Annotated in this window: 13 protein-coding genes; 2 read left to right on the forward strand and 11 right to left on the reverse strand. The window is 71.1% G+C overall.

All coding sequences use genetic code 11. The features are described from left to right. Positions 1-176 precede the first annotated feature (176 nt). From ACZ3KJ_RS21610 to ngcE, 5 genes are all read right to left on the reverse strand, one after another. Positions 177-1268: a sugar ABC transporter substrate-binding protein gene (locus ACZ3KJ_RS21610; protein ID WP_467529146.1), complete on the reverse strand. Its 1092-nt coding sequence runs from the start codon at positions 1266-1268 to the stop codon at positions 177-179. Between the two features lie 123 nt (positions 1269-1391). Next, positions 1392-2591, reverse strand: coding sequence for an ROK family transcriptional regulator (locus ACZ3KJ_RS21615; RefSeq protein ID WP_467529455.1), 1200 nt, complete (start codon positions 2589-2591; stop codon positions 1392-1394). 308 nt (positions 2592-2899) lie between these two features. Continuing rightward, positions 2900-3823 carry a carbohydrate ABC transporter permease gene (locus ACZ3KJ_RS21620; protein WP_467529148.1) on the reverse strand — a complete coding sequence of 308 codons (924 nt, stop codon included), beginning with the start codon at positions 3821-3823 and terminating at the stop codon, positions 2900-2902. Between the two features lie 2 nt (positions 3824-3825). Further along, complete coding sequence (locus tag ACZ3KJ_RS21625; protein ID WP_467529150.1) at positions 3826-4752, reverse strand: carbohydrate ABC transporter permease; 927 nt, start codon at positions 4750-4752, stop codon at positions 3826-3828. 28 nt (positions 4753-4780) lie between these two features. Beyond that, positions 4781-6244: an N-acetylglucosamine/diacetylchitobiose ABC transporter substrate-binding protein gene (gene ngcE, locus ACZ3KJ_RS21630; protein ID WP_467529151.1), complete on the reverse strand. Its 1464-nt coding sequence runs from the start codon at positions 6242-6244 to the stop codon at positions 4781-4783. 346 nt (positions 6245-6590) lie between these two features. Here ngcE and ACZ3KJ_RS21635 point away from each other — a divergent pair, with 346 nt between their 5' ends. After that, entirely contained in the window at positions 6591-8594 is a 2004-nt protein-coding gene (locus tag ACZ3KJ_RS21635) for an alpha-glucuronidase (RefSeq protein WP_467529153.1), read from the forward strand. On the opposite strand, the gene ACZ3KJ_RS21640 is transcribed toward ACZ3KJ_RS21635, so the two are convergent. From ACZ3KJ_RS21640 to ACZ3KJ_RS21665, 6 genes are read right to left on the reverse strand one after another with little or no spacing between them, the layout of a single operon-like run. Continuing rightward, a complete protein-coding gene (locus tag ACZ3KJ_RS21640; RefSeq protein WP_467529154.1) occupies positions 8588-10651 on the reverse strand; it encodes a beta-galactosidase in 2064 nt (687 codons plus the stop codon). The two genes, ACZ3KJ_RS21635 and ACZ3KJ_RS21640, sit on opposite strands and share 7 nt — an antisense overlap. Then, a complete protein-coding gene (locus tag ACZ3KJ_RS21645) occupies positions 10648-11370 on the reverse strand; it encodes a hypothetical protein (protein WP_467529156.1) in 723 nt (240 codons plus the stop codon). The genes ACZ3KJ_RS21640 and ACZ3KJ_RS21645 overlap by 4 nt, the downstream gene beginning before the upstream one ends. Beyond that, a complete protein-coding gene (locus tag ACZ3KJ_RS21650) occupies positions 11367-12878 on the reverse strand; it encodes a GH39 family glycosyl hydrolase (protein ID WP_467529158.1) in 1512 nt (503 codons plus the stop codon). Before ACZ3KJ_RS21650 ends, ACZ3KJ_RS21645 begins: the two co-directional genes overlap by 4 nt. Beyond that, the gene (locus tag ACZ3KJ_RS21655; protein ID WP_467529159.1) at positions 12875-14560 is read right to left on the reverse strand and encodes an ABC transporter substrate-binding protein; all 1686 of its coding nucleotides are present in this window, start codon (positions 14558-14560) and stop codon (positions 12875-12877) included. Before ACZ3KJ_RS21655 ends, ACZ3KJ_RS21650 begins: the two co-directional genes overlap by 4 nt. Before the next feature lie 38 nt (positions 14561-14598). Then, positions 14599-15480 carry a carbohydrate ABC transporter permease gene (locus ACZ3KJ_RS21660; RefSeq protein WP_467529161.1) on the reverse strand — a complete coding sequence of 294 codons (882 nt, stop codon included), beginning with the start codon at positions 15478-15480 and terminating at the stop codon, positions 14599-14601. Continuing rightward, a complete protein-coding gene (locus ACZ3KJ_RS21665) occupies positions 15474-16466 on the reverse strand; it encodes an ABC transporter permease (RefSeq protein WP_467529163.1) in 993 nt (330 codons plus the stop codon). The genes ACZ3KJ_RS21660 and ACZ3KJ_RS21665 overlap by 7 nt, the downstream gene beginning before the upstream one ends. A 225-nt stretch (positions 16467-16691) precedes the next feature. On the opposite strand from ACZ3KJ_RS21665, the gene ACZ3KJ_RS21670 reads away from it, so the two are divergent. After that, positions 16692-17720, forward strand: a complete 1029-nt coding sequence (locus ACZ3KJ_RS21670) for an acetylxylan esterase (RefSeq protein WP_467529165.1) — start codon at positions 16692-16694, stop codon at positions 17718-17720. The last annotated feature ends 153 nt before the right edge of the window (positions 17721-17873 follow it).

Below are 17873 nucleotides of genomic sequence, written 5' to 3' on the forward strand. Positions count from 1 at the left end.
TTACAAGATGAACATGCGCGAGTCCGTCGCGCTGGGCAACGGTTCCGTCCGACGCCCGCCCCGGCAGCGGGGTGTGAGGTGGGGCAGGCGTCGGAGGAGTCTCGCGGGACCGCTCGGCGGTCCGGGCCCGGCTCCCCGTGGGGACCCGGGCCGGGTGCGCGTGGCGCGCGGTGTCGCTACTGCAGACCGGCGGTCTTGCAGGCGGCGGCGTACTCGGCGGTGCAGATCTCCTCGACCGTGTACAGCTTGTCCGCGACCACCGTGTCCTTGATGTTGGCCTTGGTGACCGAGACCGGGGTCAGCAGCTGGGAGGGGACCTTGTCGCCGGAGCCGCTGGTCAGCGTCTGGGTGGCGAGGGACTTGATGTCCTTGCCCTCGAGCAGGTTGACCGCGAGCTGGGCGGCGGCGTCGGCCTCGGGCTTGAACGCCTTGTAGACGGTGGAGGACTGGGTGCCGGCGACGATGCGCTGGATACCCGCGAGCTCCGCGTCCTGGCCGGTCAGCGGGATGCCGCTGATCTTCGCGCCCTTGAGGGTGTTGGCGATGCCACCGGCCATGCCGTCGTTGGCGGAGTAGACGGCCGCGATGTTCTTCGCGCCGAGCTGGGTGATCGCGGCGGACACCTTCTGCGCCGCGACGGTGTCCTTCCACAGGCCGGACTGCTCGTAGGCGATGGTGACCTTGCCGTCGAGGGCCTTGTGCGCGCCTTCCTTGAACTGGGCGGCGTTCGGGTCGGCGTCGTCACCGTTGATCATGACGACCTTGGACTTGGTGGTCGCCTTGGAGCCGAGGGCGTCGAGCAGGGCCTGGCCCTGGAGCTCGCCGACCTTGACGTTGTCGAAGGAGACGTAGGCCGAGACCGGGCCCTGCGCGAGGCGGTCGTACGCGATGACCTCGACACCCTTGTCCACCGCGGACTGGATGGAGGACTTGATCGCGGCGGAGTCCTGGGCGGAGATCACGATGACCTTCACGCCCTTGGTGACCATGCTGCTGACCTGCTGGGCCTGCTTGGCGGCGTCGGCGGCGGCGTTCGCGTACTCGACGTTGCAGTCGGAGCAGAGCTCCTTCACCTTGGCCTCGAAGTACGGCTTGTCGAACTTCTCGTAGCGCGCGGTGACGGTGTCGGGGAGCAGCAGGCCGATCGACTTGCTGTCGGAGCTGCTGCTGTCGGAGTCGTCGCCGCCCGCCTTGCCGCACGCGGCAATCGACAGGGCCATGGAAACGGCGGTGGCGCCGATCACGACTCTACGCATCGTTGCGTTCATGTGGGTTGTGCCTCCCTGACAGGGCCGCAACGCTGCGGCCGAGGTGGCTCGAAGTCAACTCGGCCGCAAGTTCGACGTCAAGAAGTAAATACTTAACGAGATGGCAACGGGGTCATTCGTTCTCTAAGTGAAGGCGGGTGCGGCGGAGGACAGCGTTCCGTCCAAAAGAGTCGAATCGCCCATCTCGCTGAGCGCGAGGGCGAGCGCCCCGAGCACCTCCGCCCGGCCCCCGAGTGCCCCCGGGAGAACGGAGAGTTGACGCGCCGCGCTGGGGATCGCGTAGCGGCCGACGGACTCCCGGATCGGCCCGAGCACCAGCTCCCCGGCCTCGGCGAGATCGCCGCCGAGCACCACCCGGCTCGGGTTCAGCAGGTTGCAGAGATTGGCGACTCCGCTGCCGATATGGCGTCCGACGTCGGCAATCACCCTACGGCAGCCGGGGTCCCCGTCCCTGGCCAGCCTCACCACGCCCTCCATCGTGAGGTCGGTGCCGTGGCTGGGCTGGAGGAGCGGCAGCACGTACCGGGCGGCCGTGAACGTCTCCAGGCAGCCGCGGTTCCCGCAGCGGCAGACCGGGCCGGATTCGTCGAGCGTGATGTGCCCGATCTCCCCCGCGGTGCCGCCGGGACCGCGGTAGATCTTCCCCTCGATCACCAGACCGGCGCCGACACCGCTCGCGACCTTGATGTAAGCAAGATCACGTACGCCGCGGCCGCTGCCCCAGACCATCTCGCCGAGGGCGCCGAGGTTGGCGTCGTTGTCCACGTGGACGGCCACCCCGAGACGGCCGCGCAGCTCCTCGGCGGGGCGCGTGCCGATCCAGCCGGGCAGGATGGCTGAGGAGCCGAGCGTGCCGGACTCCACGTCGATGGGTCCGGGCACGCCGAGCCCGACCCCGGCGACCTTGGACCGGTCGACCCCGGTGGCCTCGATCAGACGCTCGACGAGCTGCTCCGCCCGGTCGAAGCCCTGGGCCGAGGAGGCGTCCACGTCCAGCGGCTCGGACTCCTCGGCGAGCACCTGGTGGGCGAGGTTGCCGATGGCGACCCTGAGGTGGGTGTGGCCGAAGTCGACGCCGATGACGATGCCGGCGTCACCGCTGAGGCTGACGCTGCGGGCCCTGCGCCCGCCCGCCGAGGTGGGCGTGACCTCGACGGTTCCGCCGTCCTTCAGCTCGCGCACGATGTTCGACACGGTGGCCGCCGACAGACCGGTCGTCCGGGCGATCTCCGCCTGCGTCAGGGACCCGGCCAGACGCACGGCCCGTACGACCCGTTCGAGGTTGGCTCGGTGCAGCGACGACTGCGACCCCGGAGTCTCCACGACGACCTCCTGCGCGCGGGACCGCAGCGATGGGGCCCCGTCCATGTCCAACTAGTGAACTCTAAGCTGAGCTGTTCGGGTCGCCTCCCGTCAAGAGGTTGAACAGTATCCGCATGCTCGAACAAACGGACGGGCGCCGGCGCGGGGCCGAGGTTGCGGGGTGTGCGGAGGCGGGTGCGCGGTGTTGCGGGAATCGGGCGTGAGGGCGAGCGCACCGGGCACGAAAAGCGGACGGAAGCACACATAAGGCGGCGCGCGCCGCCTCCTGTGCTCCGGGAGCCCGCGTACGCCGCCTGAAGGCGCGAGGTCTACTTCAGCGCGCCCGCTGTCAACCCCTGCACCACCTGCCGCTGGAACACGATGTACGCCGCCAGGACCGGCAGCATCGCCATCACGAGTCCGGCGAAGAGCCCCGACCAGTCGCCCTTGTAGCCCTGGCTGACGGCCAGTTGGACGAGCCCCTGGGTGAGGACGCGCCGGTCGGGGTCGGTGTTGAGGACCGTGGGGAGCATGTACTGGTTCCACTGGCCCAGGAAGTTGAAGATGCCCACGCTGACCAGGCCGGGCCGGGCCATGGGCAGCATGATCCGGAAGAACGTGCGGCTGTGGGAGGCGCCGTCGACGAAGGCCGCCTCCGCGACCTCGGTGGGCAGGGTGCGGAAGAACGCCGTGAGGAAGAACACCGTGAACGGCAGCGAGTAGGCGATGTAGACCAGGATCAGGCCGTGGAGGGTGTTCAGCAGCCCCATGGTGTCGACCACGTAGAACAGCGGGACCAGCGCCAGCATGATCGGGAAGCTCATGCCGCCGACGAACAGGTAGTAGACGAAGCGGTTGCCGGGGAAGTCGAAGCGGGCCAGGACGTACGCCGCCATGGAGCCGAGGACCAGGGTGCCGACGAGCGAACCGCCCACCACCAGCACGGTGTTGAGGAAGTAGTCGCTCATGTCGGCCTCGGTCCACGCCCGGGCCCAGTTGTCGAGGTGCAGGGCGTCGGGCAGCGACCACGGCGAGCCGAAGATGGAGGCGTCGTCCTTGAAGGAGGTCATCACCGCCCACAGCAGCGGCAGCACGACCATGACCGCCCACAGGGCGAGGATGCCGTGCGAGAAGGCGTTGAGGATCTGCCCCTCCCCCTTCCGCCCGGACGGGCGGCCGGCCGGGGGCGGGTCCGCCTTCGTCACGGGCGCGGGCACGGGCGCGGCGGGTTCCGTGGTCTTCTCGATGCTCATGATCAGTACTCCAGCCGCTCGCGCCGCCCCAGCCGCATCACGAGCGCGGCGAAGGCCAGCGTCACGACGAGCAGGGCGACGCCGATGGTGGTGGCGTAGGCGGCCTGACCGTCACGGAACGCCTTCTGGTAGACGTACAGGACCAGGACGGTGGTCGAGTAGTCGGGGCCGCCCGGTCCGGTCGTCATGATCTGCACGACCGCGAACGACTCCGCGCCGAGGGCGAGGATGCCCAGGTAGACCCAGCCGGACTGCACGGTGTCCCACAGCAGCGGCAGGGTGATGCGGAAGAAGGTGGTGGCCCGCCTCGCGCCGTCGAGCAGGGCGGCCTCGTACAGGTCCGCCGGGATCGACGCCATGCCCGCGGAGAACAGCACCACGAAGAACCCGACCGTCGACCACACCAGCACCGCCATCACGCACCACAGCGCGAGGTCCGGGTCGCCCAGCCACAGCGGCTGGACGCCGTCCAGTCCGATCCCCCGCAGCAGGGAGTTGACCGCGCCGCTGTCCGGGTTGTACGCGAAGGCGAACAGCAGCGCGACGATCGCGATGGAGAGCACCTGCGGGAAGAAGTACACGATCTTGTAGAAGGAGGAGCCCCGGACGCCGGAGACCGCCGGGCCGCCCTTCCTCCTCCGCCCGCCGACATTGATCATGAAGGCGAGGAACAGCGCGAAGCCGATCGTGATAAGCGGCACCACGACCGCGAACGTCAGGCTGTGCCCCAGGGATTTCCAGAAGACGTCGTCGTCCAGCATCCTGCGGTAATTGTCGAGCCCGACCATCTGGAATTCGGGGCTCAGGCCGGTCCAGTCCGTGAACGAGTAGTAGATGGACTGGACGAACGGCCAGATCACGAAGAGCGCGTACAGTCCCAGGGGCAGCGCCAGGAACCCCACGATGAAGCGGTACTTGCCGTGCTGCATCACCACTCCGGTGCCGTGTGAATTCCCGTTACTGGTGCTTGTAGTGCTTGATCGACGTGTCCTTCGCGGTGTCGTCGGCGAATTTCTGGATCTTCTTGACGGCCTCGGCCGGGGTGAGGCGGCCGGCCATCATCTCGCCGAGTCCGGACACGCCGATCTGCTCCTTCTGCAACTTCACGTACCAGTCCTGGAGCCGGGGGTTCAGCACGTTCCCGCCCGCCTTCTCCAGCGCGGCGACGCCCGACGTGAGCCCGGGGGTGAGGGTGATGCCGTCGGTGCCGCCGTCGTAGGCGGTCAGCGACTTCACCTTGGCGGTGAAGTTCTTCGACGACGCCTCGCCGAGCATGATGCGCAGCTGCTCCATGCCGCCCGCCGCGTTCTTCGCCTTGGCCGGCACGACGAACGGCTCGCCGCCGGAGGCCCACAGGGCGCCGAACGGCAGCGCGTCGGAGGAGTCGATGCCGGTGGGCGCCGAGACGGCCAGGTCGAAGTCGTCCGGGATGACGTTCGCCGACTCGTTCTCCACCCAGGAGCCGTTGGGCAGGAACAGGGCCTTGCCCTGGGCCCACGCGGTCTGCGACTGGATGTGGTCCAGCCCCGGGGTGCCCTTGAGGACGTAGCCCTTCTGGTAGAGCTCGTAGTACGCCTCGAAGCACGTCTTGACCGCGGGGTGTTCCCAGGCCTTGGGCTCCAGGTTGTCGATGGCGTCGAGGACCTCGCGGCCGCCGACCTTGCCGATCATCGGGTACAGCGAGAAGGGCAGGTAGTACGGGTACTTGCCGGCGTACGTCCAGCCCGCGATGCCCTTCTTCTTCGCCTTCTCGCAGACGGCGAGCATCTCGTCCCAGGTCTCGGGGTACGTGGCGTCCAGCGAGTCCAGGAGCTTCCGCGAGTACCAGACGCCGTAGACGGTGTAGGCGTAGTACAGGATCCAGACGGGGTCGCCGTCGAGCCGGCCCATCTCCACGATGCCGGGCCGCAGCGTGTCGCGGACCTTCTTCGCCGGGTCGTCGTAGGAGGGGGCGTCGAGCAGCGGGGTGAGGTCGGTGAGCTGGTTCTTGCTCGCCAGGACGCCCATGTCCATCTGCTCGGCGCCGGAGTTGTCGATGAGGTCGGGCGGGGTGCCCTGGTTGAAGCGGGGCTGGAGGGTGGACTGGATCTTCTGGGTGGCCGAGAACTTCACCTCGACGTCGGGGAAGTTCTGCTCGTAGACCTTCACCGCGTCCTCGGCGTACTCCTTGCCGAAACCGCCGTCGAACAGGACGAATTCCATGGGGGCGGTCTCGTTGACCGCGAGCGGGTTCTGCTCGGTCTTCTTCCCGGCCTTCGCCTTGTCCTGGTCACCGCCGCCCCCGCTGCTGGCACAGGAGGCCAGAAAGCTCATCGTGGGGACCGAGATCAGGCCGAGTGCCGCGGACCGTTTGATCAGGTCGCGGCGGCCGAAACCCGCGGAGCCGTTGTTCCCGTACGCCGATGCGGAAGTGGATCCCATGCTCAAGTCCTCGCCTTCTCCAGGACTCAGGCGGTGAACCGGATCCGGGCCGGCACCGCGGTCAGGTCAAGCAGGGTCGTGCGGTCACGTGGATCGCCGACAGGTATAGTCCACTTCTCGCCGACGGGGCAAGATCGGATACAGGGTTGGCCGTGGGTCTTTTCCGAGTTGAGACCTCCCGGAAATACAAGCGGATCGGCAAGCCGGTGCCGGAAAACGTGCGACCGGCGGCGTTCACCCACTGACCCGCCCTGCACATCTGTTCCATAATGATCAGGCGCCCTGTTCACAACGGCGGCGCCGCGCGCGGAAGATGCGCGGCGACCGTCCCGTCACCGGAGGGTCCATGCCGCTTCCCGTGCCCGTGCCCGTCCTGCCCGAGGGAATCGATCCCGCCTGGCTGCCCCCGGAGACCTTCCGGCCGCTGGGCGCCCGGCGGACCCTGATCCGCGGCTCCGGGCCGCTCGTGGAGACGGTGCACGGGGAAGTGGCGGACGCCTGCCGCCGGTTCGGCGGCGAGGTCGTACGGGACGACGACGGCACGGCCGCCCCCTACGACCTCGTGCTGTGCCGGACCGCCGGCCCGGAGGACCCGGGCGACGAGGGGTTCGCCTGCGAGCGGGCCGACGGCACCACCACGGTCACCGCGTCCGGCCGACGGGGGCTGCTGTACGGCCTGTTCCACGTGGTGCGGCTCGGTGAGGACGCCTTCCGGGGCGAGCGGCCGCGCGAGGCGCACCGGCCGGCGGTGGCGCTGCGGATGCTGGACCACTGGGACAACGTGGCCGTGCACCCGGTCATGGGCCAGGTGGAGCGCGGCTACGCGGGCGGTTCGCTGTTCTGGCGGGACGGGCGGGCTCGCGGGGAGCTGGAGCGCGTCCGGGCGTACGGGCGGCTGCTCGCCGCCTGCGGGGTCAACGCCGTCTCCGTCAACAACGTCAACGTGCACGCGACGGAGGCGCGGCTGCTGACCGACCGGCTCGGTGAGGTCGCCGACATCGCGGCGGCGTTGCGCCCCTACGGCGTCCGTGCGCATCTGTCGGTCACCTTCGCCGCGCCGGTGGTGCTCGGGGGGCTGGCCACGGCGGATCCGCTGGACGCGTCCGTGCGCGCCTGGTGGGCCGACGCGGCCGCGCGGGTGTACGCGGCGATCCCGGACTTCGGCGGGTTCGTGGTGAAGGCCGACTCGGAGGGCCAGCCGGGACCGTTCGCCTACGGCCGTTCGCACGCGGACGGCGCCAACGCGCTGGCCGCCGCGCTCGCCCCGCACGGCGGCACGGTCCACTGGCGCGCGTTCGTCTACGACCACCGGCAGGACTGGCGGGACCGCACGACGGACCGGGCGCGCGCCGCGTACGACCATTTCGCGCCGCTGGACGGGGAGTTCGCGGACAACGCGGTGCTCCAGGTGAAGCACGGCCCGATGGACTTCCAGGTGCGCGAGCCGGTCTCCCCGGTGCTCGGGGCGATGCCGCGCACCCGGCTCGCGGTGGAGGTGCAGGCCACGCAGGAGTACACCGGGCAGCAGCGGCACGTGTGCTGGCTGGGCCCGATGTGGAGCGAGGCGCTGCGGTTCCGGCCGGACGGTGACGCCGGGGGATGCGTCGGGGAGGTGGCGCGGGGCGGACTCGTCGCGGTGTCCAACGTGGGCGACGACCCGTTCTGGACCGGCCATCCGCTGGCCCAGGCGAACCTGTACACCTTCGGGCGCCTCGCCTGGCGGCCGGACGACGACCCCCGCCGGATCCTCGGCGAGTGGATCGGGCTCACCTTCCCGTCCGCCCCCGAGCGCCTGGTCACCGGCCTGCGCGCGGTGCTGCACGGCTCGTGGCGGACGTACGAGAAGTACACCGCGCCGCTCGGCGTCGGGTTCATGGTGCAGCCCGGGCACCACTACGGGCCGAGCGTGGACGGCTACGAGTACAGCCCCTGGGGCACCTACCACTTCGCCGACCGCGACGGCGTCGGCGTCGACCGCAGCGCCGCCACCGGCACCGGGTACGCCGCCCAGTACGGCAAGGCGTGGGCCGAGGTCTACGAGTCCCCCGGCTCGTGCCCGGACGAGCTGCTGCTGTTCTTCCACCACGTCCCCTACGGGCACGTCCTGCACAGCGGGAAGACGGTGATCCAGCACATCTACGACAGCCACTTCGAGGGCGTCGAGGAGACGGCGGAGGCCCTCCGGGTGTGGGAGGGCCTCGCGGACCTGGTGGCGCCGGCCCGCCACGCGCGCGTGGCGGAGCGGTACGCGGAGCAGCTGCGGAGCGCCCGGGAGTGGCGGGACCAGGTGAACAGCTACTTCCTGCGCAAGTCGGGGGTGCCGGACGAGCGGGGGCGGACCGTCTACTGAAGCCGGAGGACGGCCACGCCGAGCGGGTCGAGGGTGAGGGGGGCGCCCCGCTCGATCCGCTTGCCCGTGAGCAGGTCGGTGGCGTCGGTGTGCGCCGTGAGGGGGGCCGGCTCCGGGGCGTGGTTGAGGAGGAAGAGCAGGCGCGTGCCGTCGGGGGTGACGCGGTGGGCGGTCTCGACGGCGGGCCGGTCGGCGTAGGGGCCGATCAGGCCGTGGCGGGCCAGCACGCGGCGGACGACGTCGTCGACGCCGGGCTGGTCCAGGGCGGTGGCCACGTACCAGGCCTCTCCCTCGCCGAAGCGGTGGCGGGTGACGGCCGGGGTGCCGGCGTAGAAGTCGGCGCCGTACGTGGCGACCGGTTCCGCGCCGCGCGGCTGGACGATCTCGAAGACGAGCCGGGCCTCGTGGCGCGAGGTGCCGATGGTGACGGGCTGGACGACGTCCTCGGGGCGGGCGTCCCACTCGTCGACGCGGATGCCCAGCAGGCCGGCCAGCGGTCCCGGCACGTCGGTGGGGAACGCCCGGTCGTGCTCGTCGCAGCGGGCGGTGAGGAACGTCGCGAGGACGGTGCCGCCGCGGCGGGCCACCTCCTCCAGGCGGTCGGCGAGGTCGCCCTCGACCAGGTGGAGGACGGGGGCGAGGACCACGTCGTAGCCGCTCAGGTCGGCGGTTACGGGGACGACGTCCACGTCGGCGCCCGCCTCGCGGGCGGCCCGGTAGTAGGCGTGGACGACGTCCGGGTAGCGGACCAGCCGGGAGGGGCCGTCGGAGATCTCCAGCGCCCACCAGCTGTCCCAGTCGAAGAGCAGGGCGGTCCGGGCGGGGGTGCGGGCGCCCAGGGTGGCGTCGCCGAGGGCGGTCAGCTCCTCGCCCAGGGCGGCGACCTCCCGGAAGACGCGGGTGTCGTCGCGGCCCGCGTGCCCGATCACCGCGCCGAAGTACTTCTCGCAGGCGCCGCGCGAGGCCCGCATCTGGAAGTAGAGGGTGGCGTCGGCTCCGTGGGCGATCGCCTGCCAGGTGGCCAGGCGCAGCTCGCCGGGGCGGCGCAGCGGGTTCACGTCGTGGCAGGCGGTGGTGGACGGGGTCTGCTCCATCAGCCAGAAGGGGGCGCCGTCCTTCAGTCCGCGCATCAGGTCGTGGCCGAGGGCCGGCCGGGAGGGCGGGGCGCCCAGGGGCGGGTAGCTGTCCCACGAGGCGAAGTCGAGGTGGGGGGCCCAGCGGTGGTAGTCGAGCGGCCGGTAGGCGCCCATGAAGTTGGTGGTGACGGGGGTGGCGGGGTCGTGGGCGCGGATCGCCTCCTTCTCGGCGGTGAAGCAGCCGAGCAGGGCGTCGGTCATGAAGCGCTGGTGGTCGAGGGTGATGCCCTGGAAGGCGGTGTGGTCGGGGCCGCGCCAGTGCTCGGTGAGGGCGCTCGGCGGCTCGATCTGGTCCCAGTCCGTGTAGCGGTGCGACCAGAAGGCGGTCCACCAGGCGTCGTTGAGGGCGTCGAGCGTGCCGTACCGCGCGCGCAGCCAGCCGCGGAAGTCCTCGGCGCACAGGTCGCAGTAGCAGGCGCCGCCGTACTCGTTGTTGATGTGCCAGGCGAGCAGCGCGGGGTGGCCGGCGTACCGTTCGGCGAGCCGGCCGGCGAGCGCCGTCGACAGGCGGCGGTACGCCGGTGAGCCGGGGCAGAAGTTGTGGCGCTGGCCGTAGCGGTGCCGGCGGCCCTCGAAGTCGGTGCGGTTGACCTCCGGGTAGGCCTTGGCGAGCCAGGGCGGGACGGCGGCGGTGCCGGTGGCGAGGACGGCGCGGCGGCCCTCGGCCGCGGCACGGTCGAGGATCCGGTCCAGGACGGCGAAGTCGTACGCGCCCTCGGCGGGCTCGGTGAGCGACCAGGAGAAGACGCCGACGGTGAGCGTGTCGACGCCGGCCCGCGTGAACAGGCGGTGGTCGTCGTCCCACACGTCGTCCGGCCACTGTTCGGGATTGTAGTCACCGCCGTAGGCGATCTTGGCGGTGCGGGGGAGGTTGCCGGTGGGCGGGCGGTCGCCGGGGTTTCCGGTGGCGGGGGCGGTCATACGGTGAAGTCCTCCTGGGTCTCGGCGATCACCGGGCGGCTCGAGCGGAGCAGGGAGAGCAGCAGCGGGGCGGCGAGGAGAGCGGGCAGGGCCTCGGTCAGCAGGGCGGTCAGCGCGCCGGCCAGGACGAGCAGGGAGGCGGCGGCGAGGGTGGCCCGGCCGTGCCGGAGCAGGAAGTAGGCGGCGAGGCGGGCGGTGTCGCGGGCGCGGAAGGCGAAGAGGGAGGTGAGCAGGAGGGCGTGGGCGCCCCACAGCAGGGAGCCGGCGCCGACCGCCCCGAGGAGGGCGGCCCACCAGGTGGGCAGGCCGGTGGCGGCGAAGTGGGTGAGGGTGAAGGCGATCACCGTCAGCCAGACCAGCAGCGGCGTCCACAGCTTCAGCGCGGGGAGGGCGTTGAGGCGCAGGCCGCGCCGGTAGACGCGGGCCGGGTGCAGGTCGGTGAGGTCGCGCCCGCGGTGGTGCAGGGCGTACACGGCGGCCGAGACGGCCGGGCCGAGCGGCAGCAGGCAGACGGCGGCGAGCGGCAGGTTGGCGGGGTCGGGGCCGAGCAGGAACAGGACGGCGAGACCGGGGGCGGCGGTGGCCAGGAGCAGGGCCTCGACGGTGAGGAGGGTGTGTAGGAGGGCGGCGGCGCGGGAGAGGGGTCCGGTGCCGGGGTCCGCGGTGCGGGAGCGGGACCCGGAGCCGGGGTCCGCGGTGCGTACGGTGCTGGTGCTCATGGCGCCTCCCGGCCGAGCAGCCGGCGCTCGTCCCACCAGGGTGGGGTCTCGTCGGTGAGCGGGGTGAGCTCGACGAGGGTGATCTCGTGGCGGGCCAGGGTCAGGCGCAGGTCGGCGCGGCCGTCGTGCAGGGGGAGGCGGCGGTGGCCGCGGGCGGGCTCGGCGGCCTCGTGCAGGACGTCCAGCTGCCCGGGGCCCGGCGAGCGCGGGCTGCCCATGTGCCGCCAGGCGGTGTGGGCGTTGCCGTGCTCCTCGTCCACGGTGGACCGGCGGACGAAGGCCTCGCCGCGGGCCGCGAGGGGGACGGACAGGTGCAGGTCGTGGCGGTCCGGGCCGGGGGTGGCGCCGGTCGGGTCGACGGGCGCCCAGGCCAGGACGGCGACCCGGCCGTCGGGGCGGCGGGTGACGAGGTGGTCGTCGCCGCGGGCGAGCAGTTCGGGGCCGGTCCGGGCCATGAACGCGTACAGGTGGTACGTCGGTTTGCGCACCTGGCGGTGGGTGAGCAGGCCGAAGCCGCCGTGGAAGAGGGCGGTGGGGACGCCGGTCTCCTCGAACATGTCGCTGAAGGTCCAGTAGGAGAACGAGTCGGCCAGGTCGCCGCCCGCGGCGACCACCGGGGCCAGGTAGGCGGCGTGGAACGCGGTGTCGTGGACGGGGTTGTCGGGGCGGTAGGAGGAGTTGAACTCGGTGATGTGGACGGGCAGTGCGGCGTACCGGGTGTCCCGGAGCTGACGCCGCGGGGTGGCGAACTGCTCCAGCAGGCCGCTCGCCGGGCCGAGCGTCTGGTGGACGCCGAAGGGCACGTGCTGGGCGGGCCCGGAGGTGTAGGCGTGCCGGGAGACGAAGTCGAGGGGGACCGCGCGGTCCTCGGCGAACCCGGCGAACCGGACCAGCCAGTCGTCGGCGCCCGGGGAGATCGCGGGCCCGCCGACCTGGAGGCCCGCGTCCACCTCCTTCACGGTGTGCGCGGTCACCTCGTACAGCCGGTGGTAGGCCTTCTCGTCCGCGTCCTGCCAGAAGTCGGGCAGGTTGGGCTCGTTCCACACCTCGATCGGCCAGGTGCGGACCTCGGCGAGGCCGTAGCGGTCGACGAGGTGGGTGAGGGTGGCGCGGACCAGGTCGGCCCACTCCCGGTGGGAGCGGGGCGGGGTGACGTTGCCGCCCCACCAGAACACCGTCCGCTCCCCCGAGGCCAGCTCCGTCGGCATGAAGCCGAGTTCGAGGAAGGGGCGGATCCCGAGGGCGAGGTAGGTGTCGACGACCTGGTCGACGTAGGTGAAGGCGTGGTGGACCCGGCGGGTGCCCTGGTGCTCGTACGGCCGGTACACGCCCATGCCGTCGCTGAACAGGCCGTGGCCCCGGATGTGCCGGAAGCCGATCTCGCGCTGGAGGAGGGCGAGGGAGTCCTGGTGGTCGCGGCGCAGGGCGAGTTCGGTCCGGCCGGTGCCGACGCAGTGCCGCCAGGCGTCGGAGAGCCGGCCGGTGGCCTCCGCGGGGACGCGGATCACCCGTTCTCCTTCGCGTAGCGTTCGCGCGCCTTGTTGTGCAGGGCGACGAGCTGGTCCATGTTCTTCGCCTTCAGCTCGCCGACGTAGGCGTCCCACTCGGACAGGGGGCGCTTGCCGAGGGCGAACTTGAGCGCGTTCTGGGTGACGTGGTCCCGCAGCGGGGTGTCCCACAGAGTGGCCTGCTCCTGTTCCACCGACTGGAGCGGGTGGGCGGGGCCGATCGGCAGCTGCCGCCGCTGGGCCATGGCGTCCTGGAACGTCTTCTCGTCGGCGCTGAAGGAGGAGGAGACCAGGGCCCAGCTGCCGCCGTAGGTGAAGACGCCGTTGAAGAAGCCGTAGTCCTTCTGGAGGTCCTTCGGGGCGTCGGGGTCGGAGCCCATGAGGCTGATGCCGTCCTCGAGCGTGTACCGGTCGCCGGAGCGGGTGTAGGTGACGCCCTCGACGCCCCACTTGGCGAACCGCTGGCCCTCGTCGGAGTACCACAGCCAGTCCGTGAACTGCATCATCGCGACGAAGCCGTCACTGTCGAGCGCCTTGCGGGAGACCATCACGCCGTTCTCCAGGCGGGCGCCGCCGATCACCACCGGCCCGGCCGGGCCGAGCGGTACCGGGACCATCTCGATGGTCGCGCCCGGGACCTGCTTCTCCAGGTTGTAGCGGTAGTTCTGCACCAGCTCCTGGGGGTTGGCGCTGATCGCGAAGGCCTTCTCGGACAGCAGTTTCTTCACCGCGTCGTCGTCGGTCTGGGTGAAGCTCTCGGGGTCCACGAGCTTCTCGGCGACCAGCTTCCCCAGGTACGCGAGCATCTCGCGCCAGGCGTCCGTCGCGCCGGTGAAGACGAACTCCCCCGCCGCGTCGTCCCAGCTGATGTTGTCGTAGCTCCAGCCCGCCCGGACTCCGTACGCCTGCCCGAGGTAGCTGAAGAGGGCGGCGGCGGGGTAGGGCGTGTTGGTGCTCCAGCGGTCGGTGAAGGGGTAGCGGTCGGGGTACTCCGCCTTGATTGCCCGGAGGGCGGTGTGCACCTCGTCCCAGGTGGTGGGCAGGGCCAGGCCGAGCCGGTCGAGGACGTCGGTGCGCAGGGACAGCGAGTAGCCGGACTTGACCTTCTCGTGCAGGCCGGGCAGGAGGTAGTACTTGCCGTCGGACTGGCGGATGGAGTCGAGCTCGGGCTCCAGGCCCCACTTCTTCACCTTGTCGAGGAAGTTCGGCATCAGGTGCGTGTAGTCGCTGACCGGGAGGATCGCGCCGGACGCCACGAACGCGACCTCCGACGGGTGGTACGTCTTCGGGATCAGGAAGGGGGCGTCGCCGGCGCCGATGAGCAGGCTGCGCTTCTTCTCGTAGTCGCTCAGCGGCACCGACACCGGCTTCAACGTGACGCCGGTGCGCCGGGTGAGCTCCTTCCAGAACAGCCAGTCCTTCTTCATCGGGTAGCCCGGGTTGTCGTTGTGCAGGACCGAGAAGGACAGCGCCCTGGCCGCCTTGAACTGCTGGCCGGCCCGGTATTCCTTCATCGCGCCGTTCCGCTTCTTGGAGAGGTCCTTGGAGCCCCCCGAGTCGTCGCCGCTGCCGCAGCCGGTCAGGCCGGCGAGGCCGATGAATCCTGCGGCGGCCAGGACCTGCCGCCGCGACAGCTGTCCGCGGTTCGCCCGCTCCGCCTTCTTCTGTGCCGCGTTCTTCACGGATACTCCCTTGGGTCCGTACGTCGGGTGCGGGACCGTCAGCCCTTGACCGCGCCGAGCATCACGCCCGAGACGAAGTAGCGCTGGACGAACGGGTACACGCAGAGGATGGGAAGCGAGGTCAGCACGATGGTGACCGCCTGGATGTTCGCCGCGACCTGGGTGCCCTGCTCGGTGGTGGCGCCGGCGCTGGTGGCGCCGGTGGCGCCCGCGATGAGGTTGCGCAGATAGACCGTGACCGGCATCAGGTCGGCGCTGTCCATGTAGAGGAAGGCGGAGAACCAGGAGTTCCAGAAGGACACCGAGTAGAACAGCACCATCGTCGCGATGACCGCCTTGGACAGCGGCAGCACGATCCTGAGCAGGATGCCGTACGTACTCAGGCCGTCGATCTCCGCGGCCTCCTCCAGCTCGGCCGGCAGGCTCTCGAAGAACGCCTTCATCACCAGCAGGTTGAAGACGCTGATCGCGTTGGGCAGGGCGATCGCCCACACGGAGTTCTTCAGTCCGAGGCTGGTGACCAGCACGTAGTGGGGGATCAGGCCGCCGGAGAAGAACATGGTGAACACGGCGACGCCGACGAGGACGCCGCGCCCCTTGAGGTTCTTCTTCGACAGGACGTAGGCGTAACAGGTCGTCAGGGTCATGGCGACGGCGGTGGAGACCACCGTGTAGAGCACCGTGTTGCCGTAGTTGCGCCAGAACATCGTGTCCCTGAGGACGATGTCGTAGGTGGTGAGGTCGAACCCCTTGGGCCACAGCGTCACCTCACCGGCCCGGATCTGCCGTTCGCCGCTGAAGGAGCGGGCGACGATGGTGGCGAAGGGGTAGAGGGTCACCAGCACGACGAGGCCGAGGACCACGCCGTTGACGCCCTGGAAGATCCGGTAGCCGCGGGTCGGCCGGTCGGGGCTCACCACAGGCTCGTCCCCACCGTGCGGCGCGACAGCTGGTTCGCGGAGGTGATCAGCACCAGCCCGATGACGGCCTCGAACAGGCCGATGGCGGCGGCGTAGCTGAAGCTGTTGGACTCCACGCCGGTCCGGTAGAGGTAGGTGGAGACCACGTCGGCCGTGGGATAGGTCAGCGGGTTGTACAGCAGCAGGATCTTCTCGAAGCCGACGGCCATGAAGGTGCCGATGTTCAGGATCAGCAGCGTGATCATGGTGGGGCGGATGCCGGGCAGGGTGACGTGCCAGATCTGCTGCCAGCGGTTGGCGCCGTCGATGCGGGCGGCCTCGTAGAGGTCGTCGTCGATCGTGGTGAGCGCCGCGAGGTAGAGGATCGTGCCCCAGCCCGCGGTCTGCCAGATCTCGGAGCCGACGTAGACCGTGCGGAACCACTCGGGTTCCTGGATGAACCGCACCGGGTCGTGGCCGAACCAGCCGAGGACGTGGTTGACCGGCCCGTCGGTGGCGAGCATCTGCATCGTGATGCCCGCGACGATCACGATCGACAGGAAGTGCGGCAGGTACGACACCGACTGCACGAACCGCTTGAGCGCCGTGCGGCGCACCTCGTTGAGCAGCAGCGCCAGCACGATCGGGACCGGGAAGCAGAACACCAGGGTCAGCGCGCCCAGCCAGAGGGTGTTGCGGAAGACCTGCCAGAAGGTCGGGTCGGACAGGAACATCTCCACGTACCGCAGGCCCACCCACTGCTCGCCGAGGATCGAGCCGCCCGGCTCGAAGCGGCGGAAGGCGATCACGTTGCCGATCATCGGCAGGTAGCGGAAGACGAGGAAGAACAGCAGGGGCAGGACGGCCAGCGAGTACAGCTGCCAGTCGCGGCGCAGCGCCCGCCGCAGGCCGGGGCGCGCGGTGGGGCGTGCGGGGCGGGGGGTCCGGTCGGGGGGTGGTGGGTCCTGGGTGCCGGGGGGTGGTGCCGGCGTGGTGGAGGTGCTCATGCTCGGGCCTCCCGTGGGGGACGCGGTACCGAAACTTTCGAGCTCTTACCGGTAACTTCGCGGCAACTTAGGGGCACCCAGAAAGCGCTGTCAATGGGCGTGCGGGGATCATCCGCGACACGGATGCGGCGTTGGAACGCCCGAACAGCGGGGTAGGACCCGGAAGTCCACGCCCGCCGTCTCCGCAAGTTTCCCCCTTGTCACCGACTCCTGCGAGGTGTCGCCGTGCCCGCGTTCGACCTGCCGCCCAGGGAGCTGGAGCAGTACCGTCCGGCGCTCGAAGAGCCCGTCGACTTCGACGCGTTCTGGGGCGACACGCTCCAGGAGGCGTCCCGGCACGAGCCGTTGGTGTCCGTGGCGCCCGTGGAGACCGGCCTGCGCCTGACCCGCACCTGGGACGTGACCTTCCGCGGCTTCGCCGGCGACCCGGTGCGCGCCTGGTTCAGCCGGCCGGCCGACACGGACGGCCCCCTGCCCGCCGTGGTGGAGTACGTCGGCTACGGCCGGGGCCGCGGCCTCCCCCACGAGCGGCTGACCTGGGTGAACGCCGGGTACGCGCATCTGCTGATGGACAACCGCGGCCAGGGCGACCAGTACGGCAACGGCGGCGCAACCGCCGATCCGCACGCCGTCGCGCCCGGCGGCCCCGGCCCGGCCGTCCGCGGCCTCCTCGCCCCGCACGACTACCACTACCGGCGTCTGATCACGGACGCGGTGCGGGCGGTGGCGGCGGTGCGGTCGCTGCCCGGCGTGGACGGGACGCGGATCGCCGCCGTCGGCAACAGCCAGGGCGGCGGTCTCGCCCTGGCCGTCGCGGGCCTGGTCCCCGGGCTGGCGGCCGCGCTGGTCACCGCCCCGCTGCTGTGCGGCATCCGCCGCGCCCTGGACCTCACCGACGCGGGCCCCTACGGCGAGATCGCCGCGTACCTCTCCGTCCACCGGGGCCGGGAACGGGCCGCGTACCGCACGCTCTCCTACGTCGAGGGCGTCTCCTTCGCCCGCCGCGCCCACGCCCCGGCCCACTTCGGCACCGGCCTGCGCGACACGGTCTGCCCGCCGAGCGGCACGTACGCGGCCTTCAACCGGTACGGGGAGACGGCCGGCGGCGGGGGCGACGGCGCGGGGGACGGCGTGCGCAAGGAGATGCACGCGTATCCGTACAACGGGCACGAGGGGGGCGAGGCCGAGCAGGTGCGGCGGCAACTGGGCTGGCTGGCGGGGGTGCTGGGGCGGGAGCCGGCGAGGTCCGTCTGATCCCTGCCGGGCCGTGTCGCCGTGGACGCGCGCCCCTGCCGACCGCGTCGCCGCCGTGGACGCGCACCCCTGCCGGACCGCGTCGCCGCCGTGGACGCGCACCCCTGCCGGGCCGTGTCCCCGCCGTACGCCGTCACCGGACCCGGTGGGCAC

The sequence above is a fragment of the Streptomyces sp. NPDC003248 genome, from assembly GCF_055563235.1.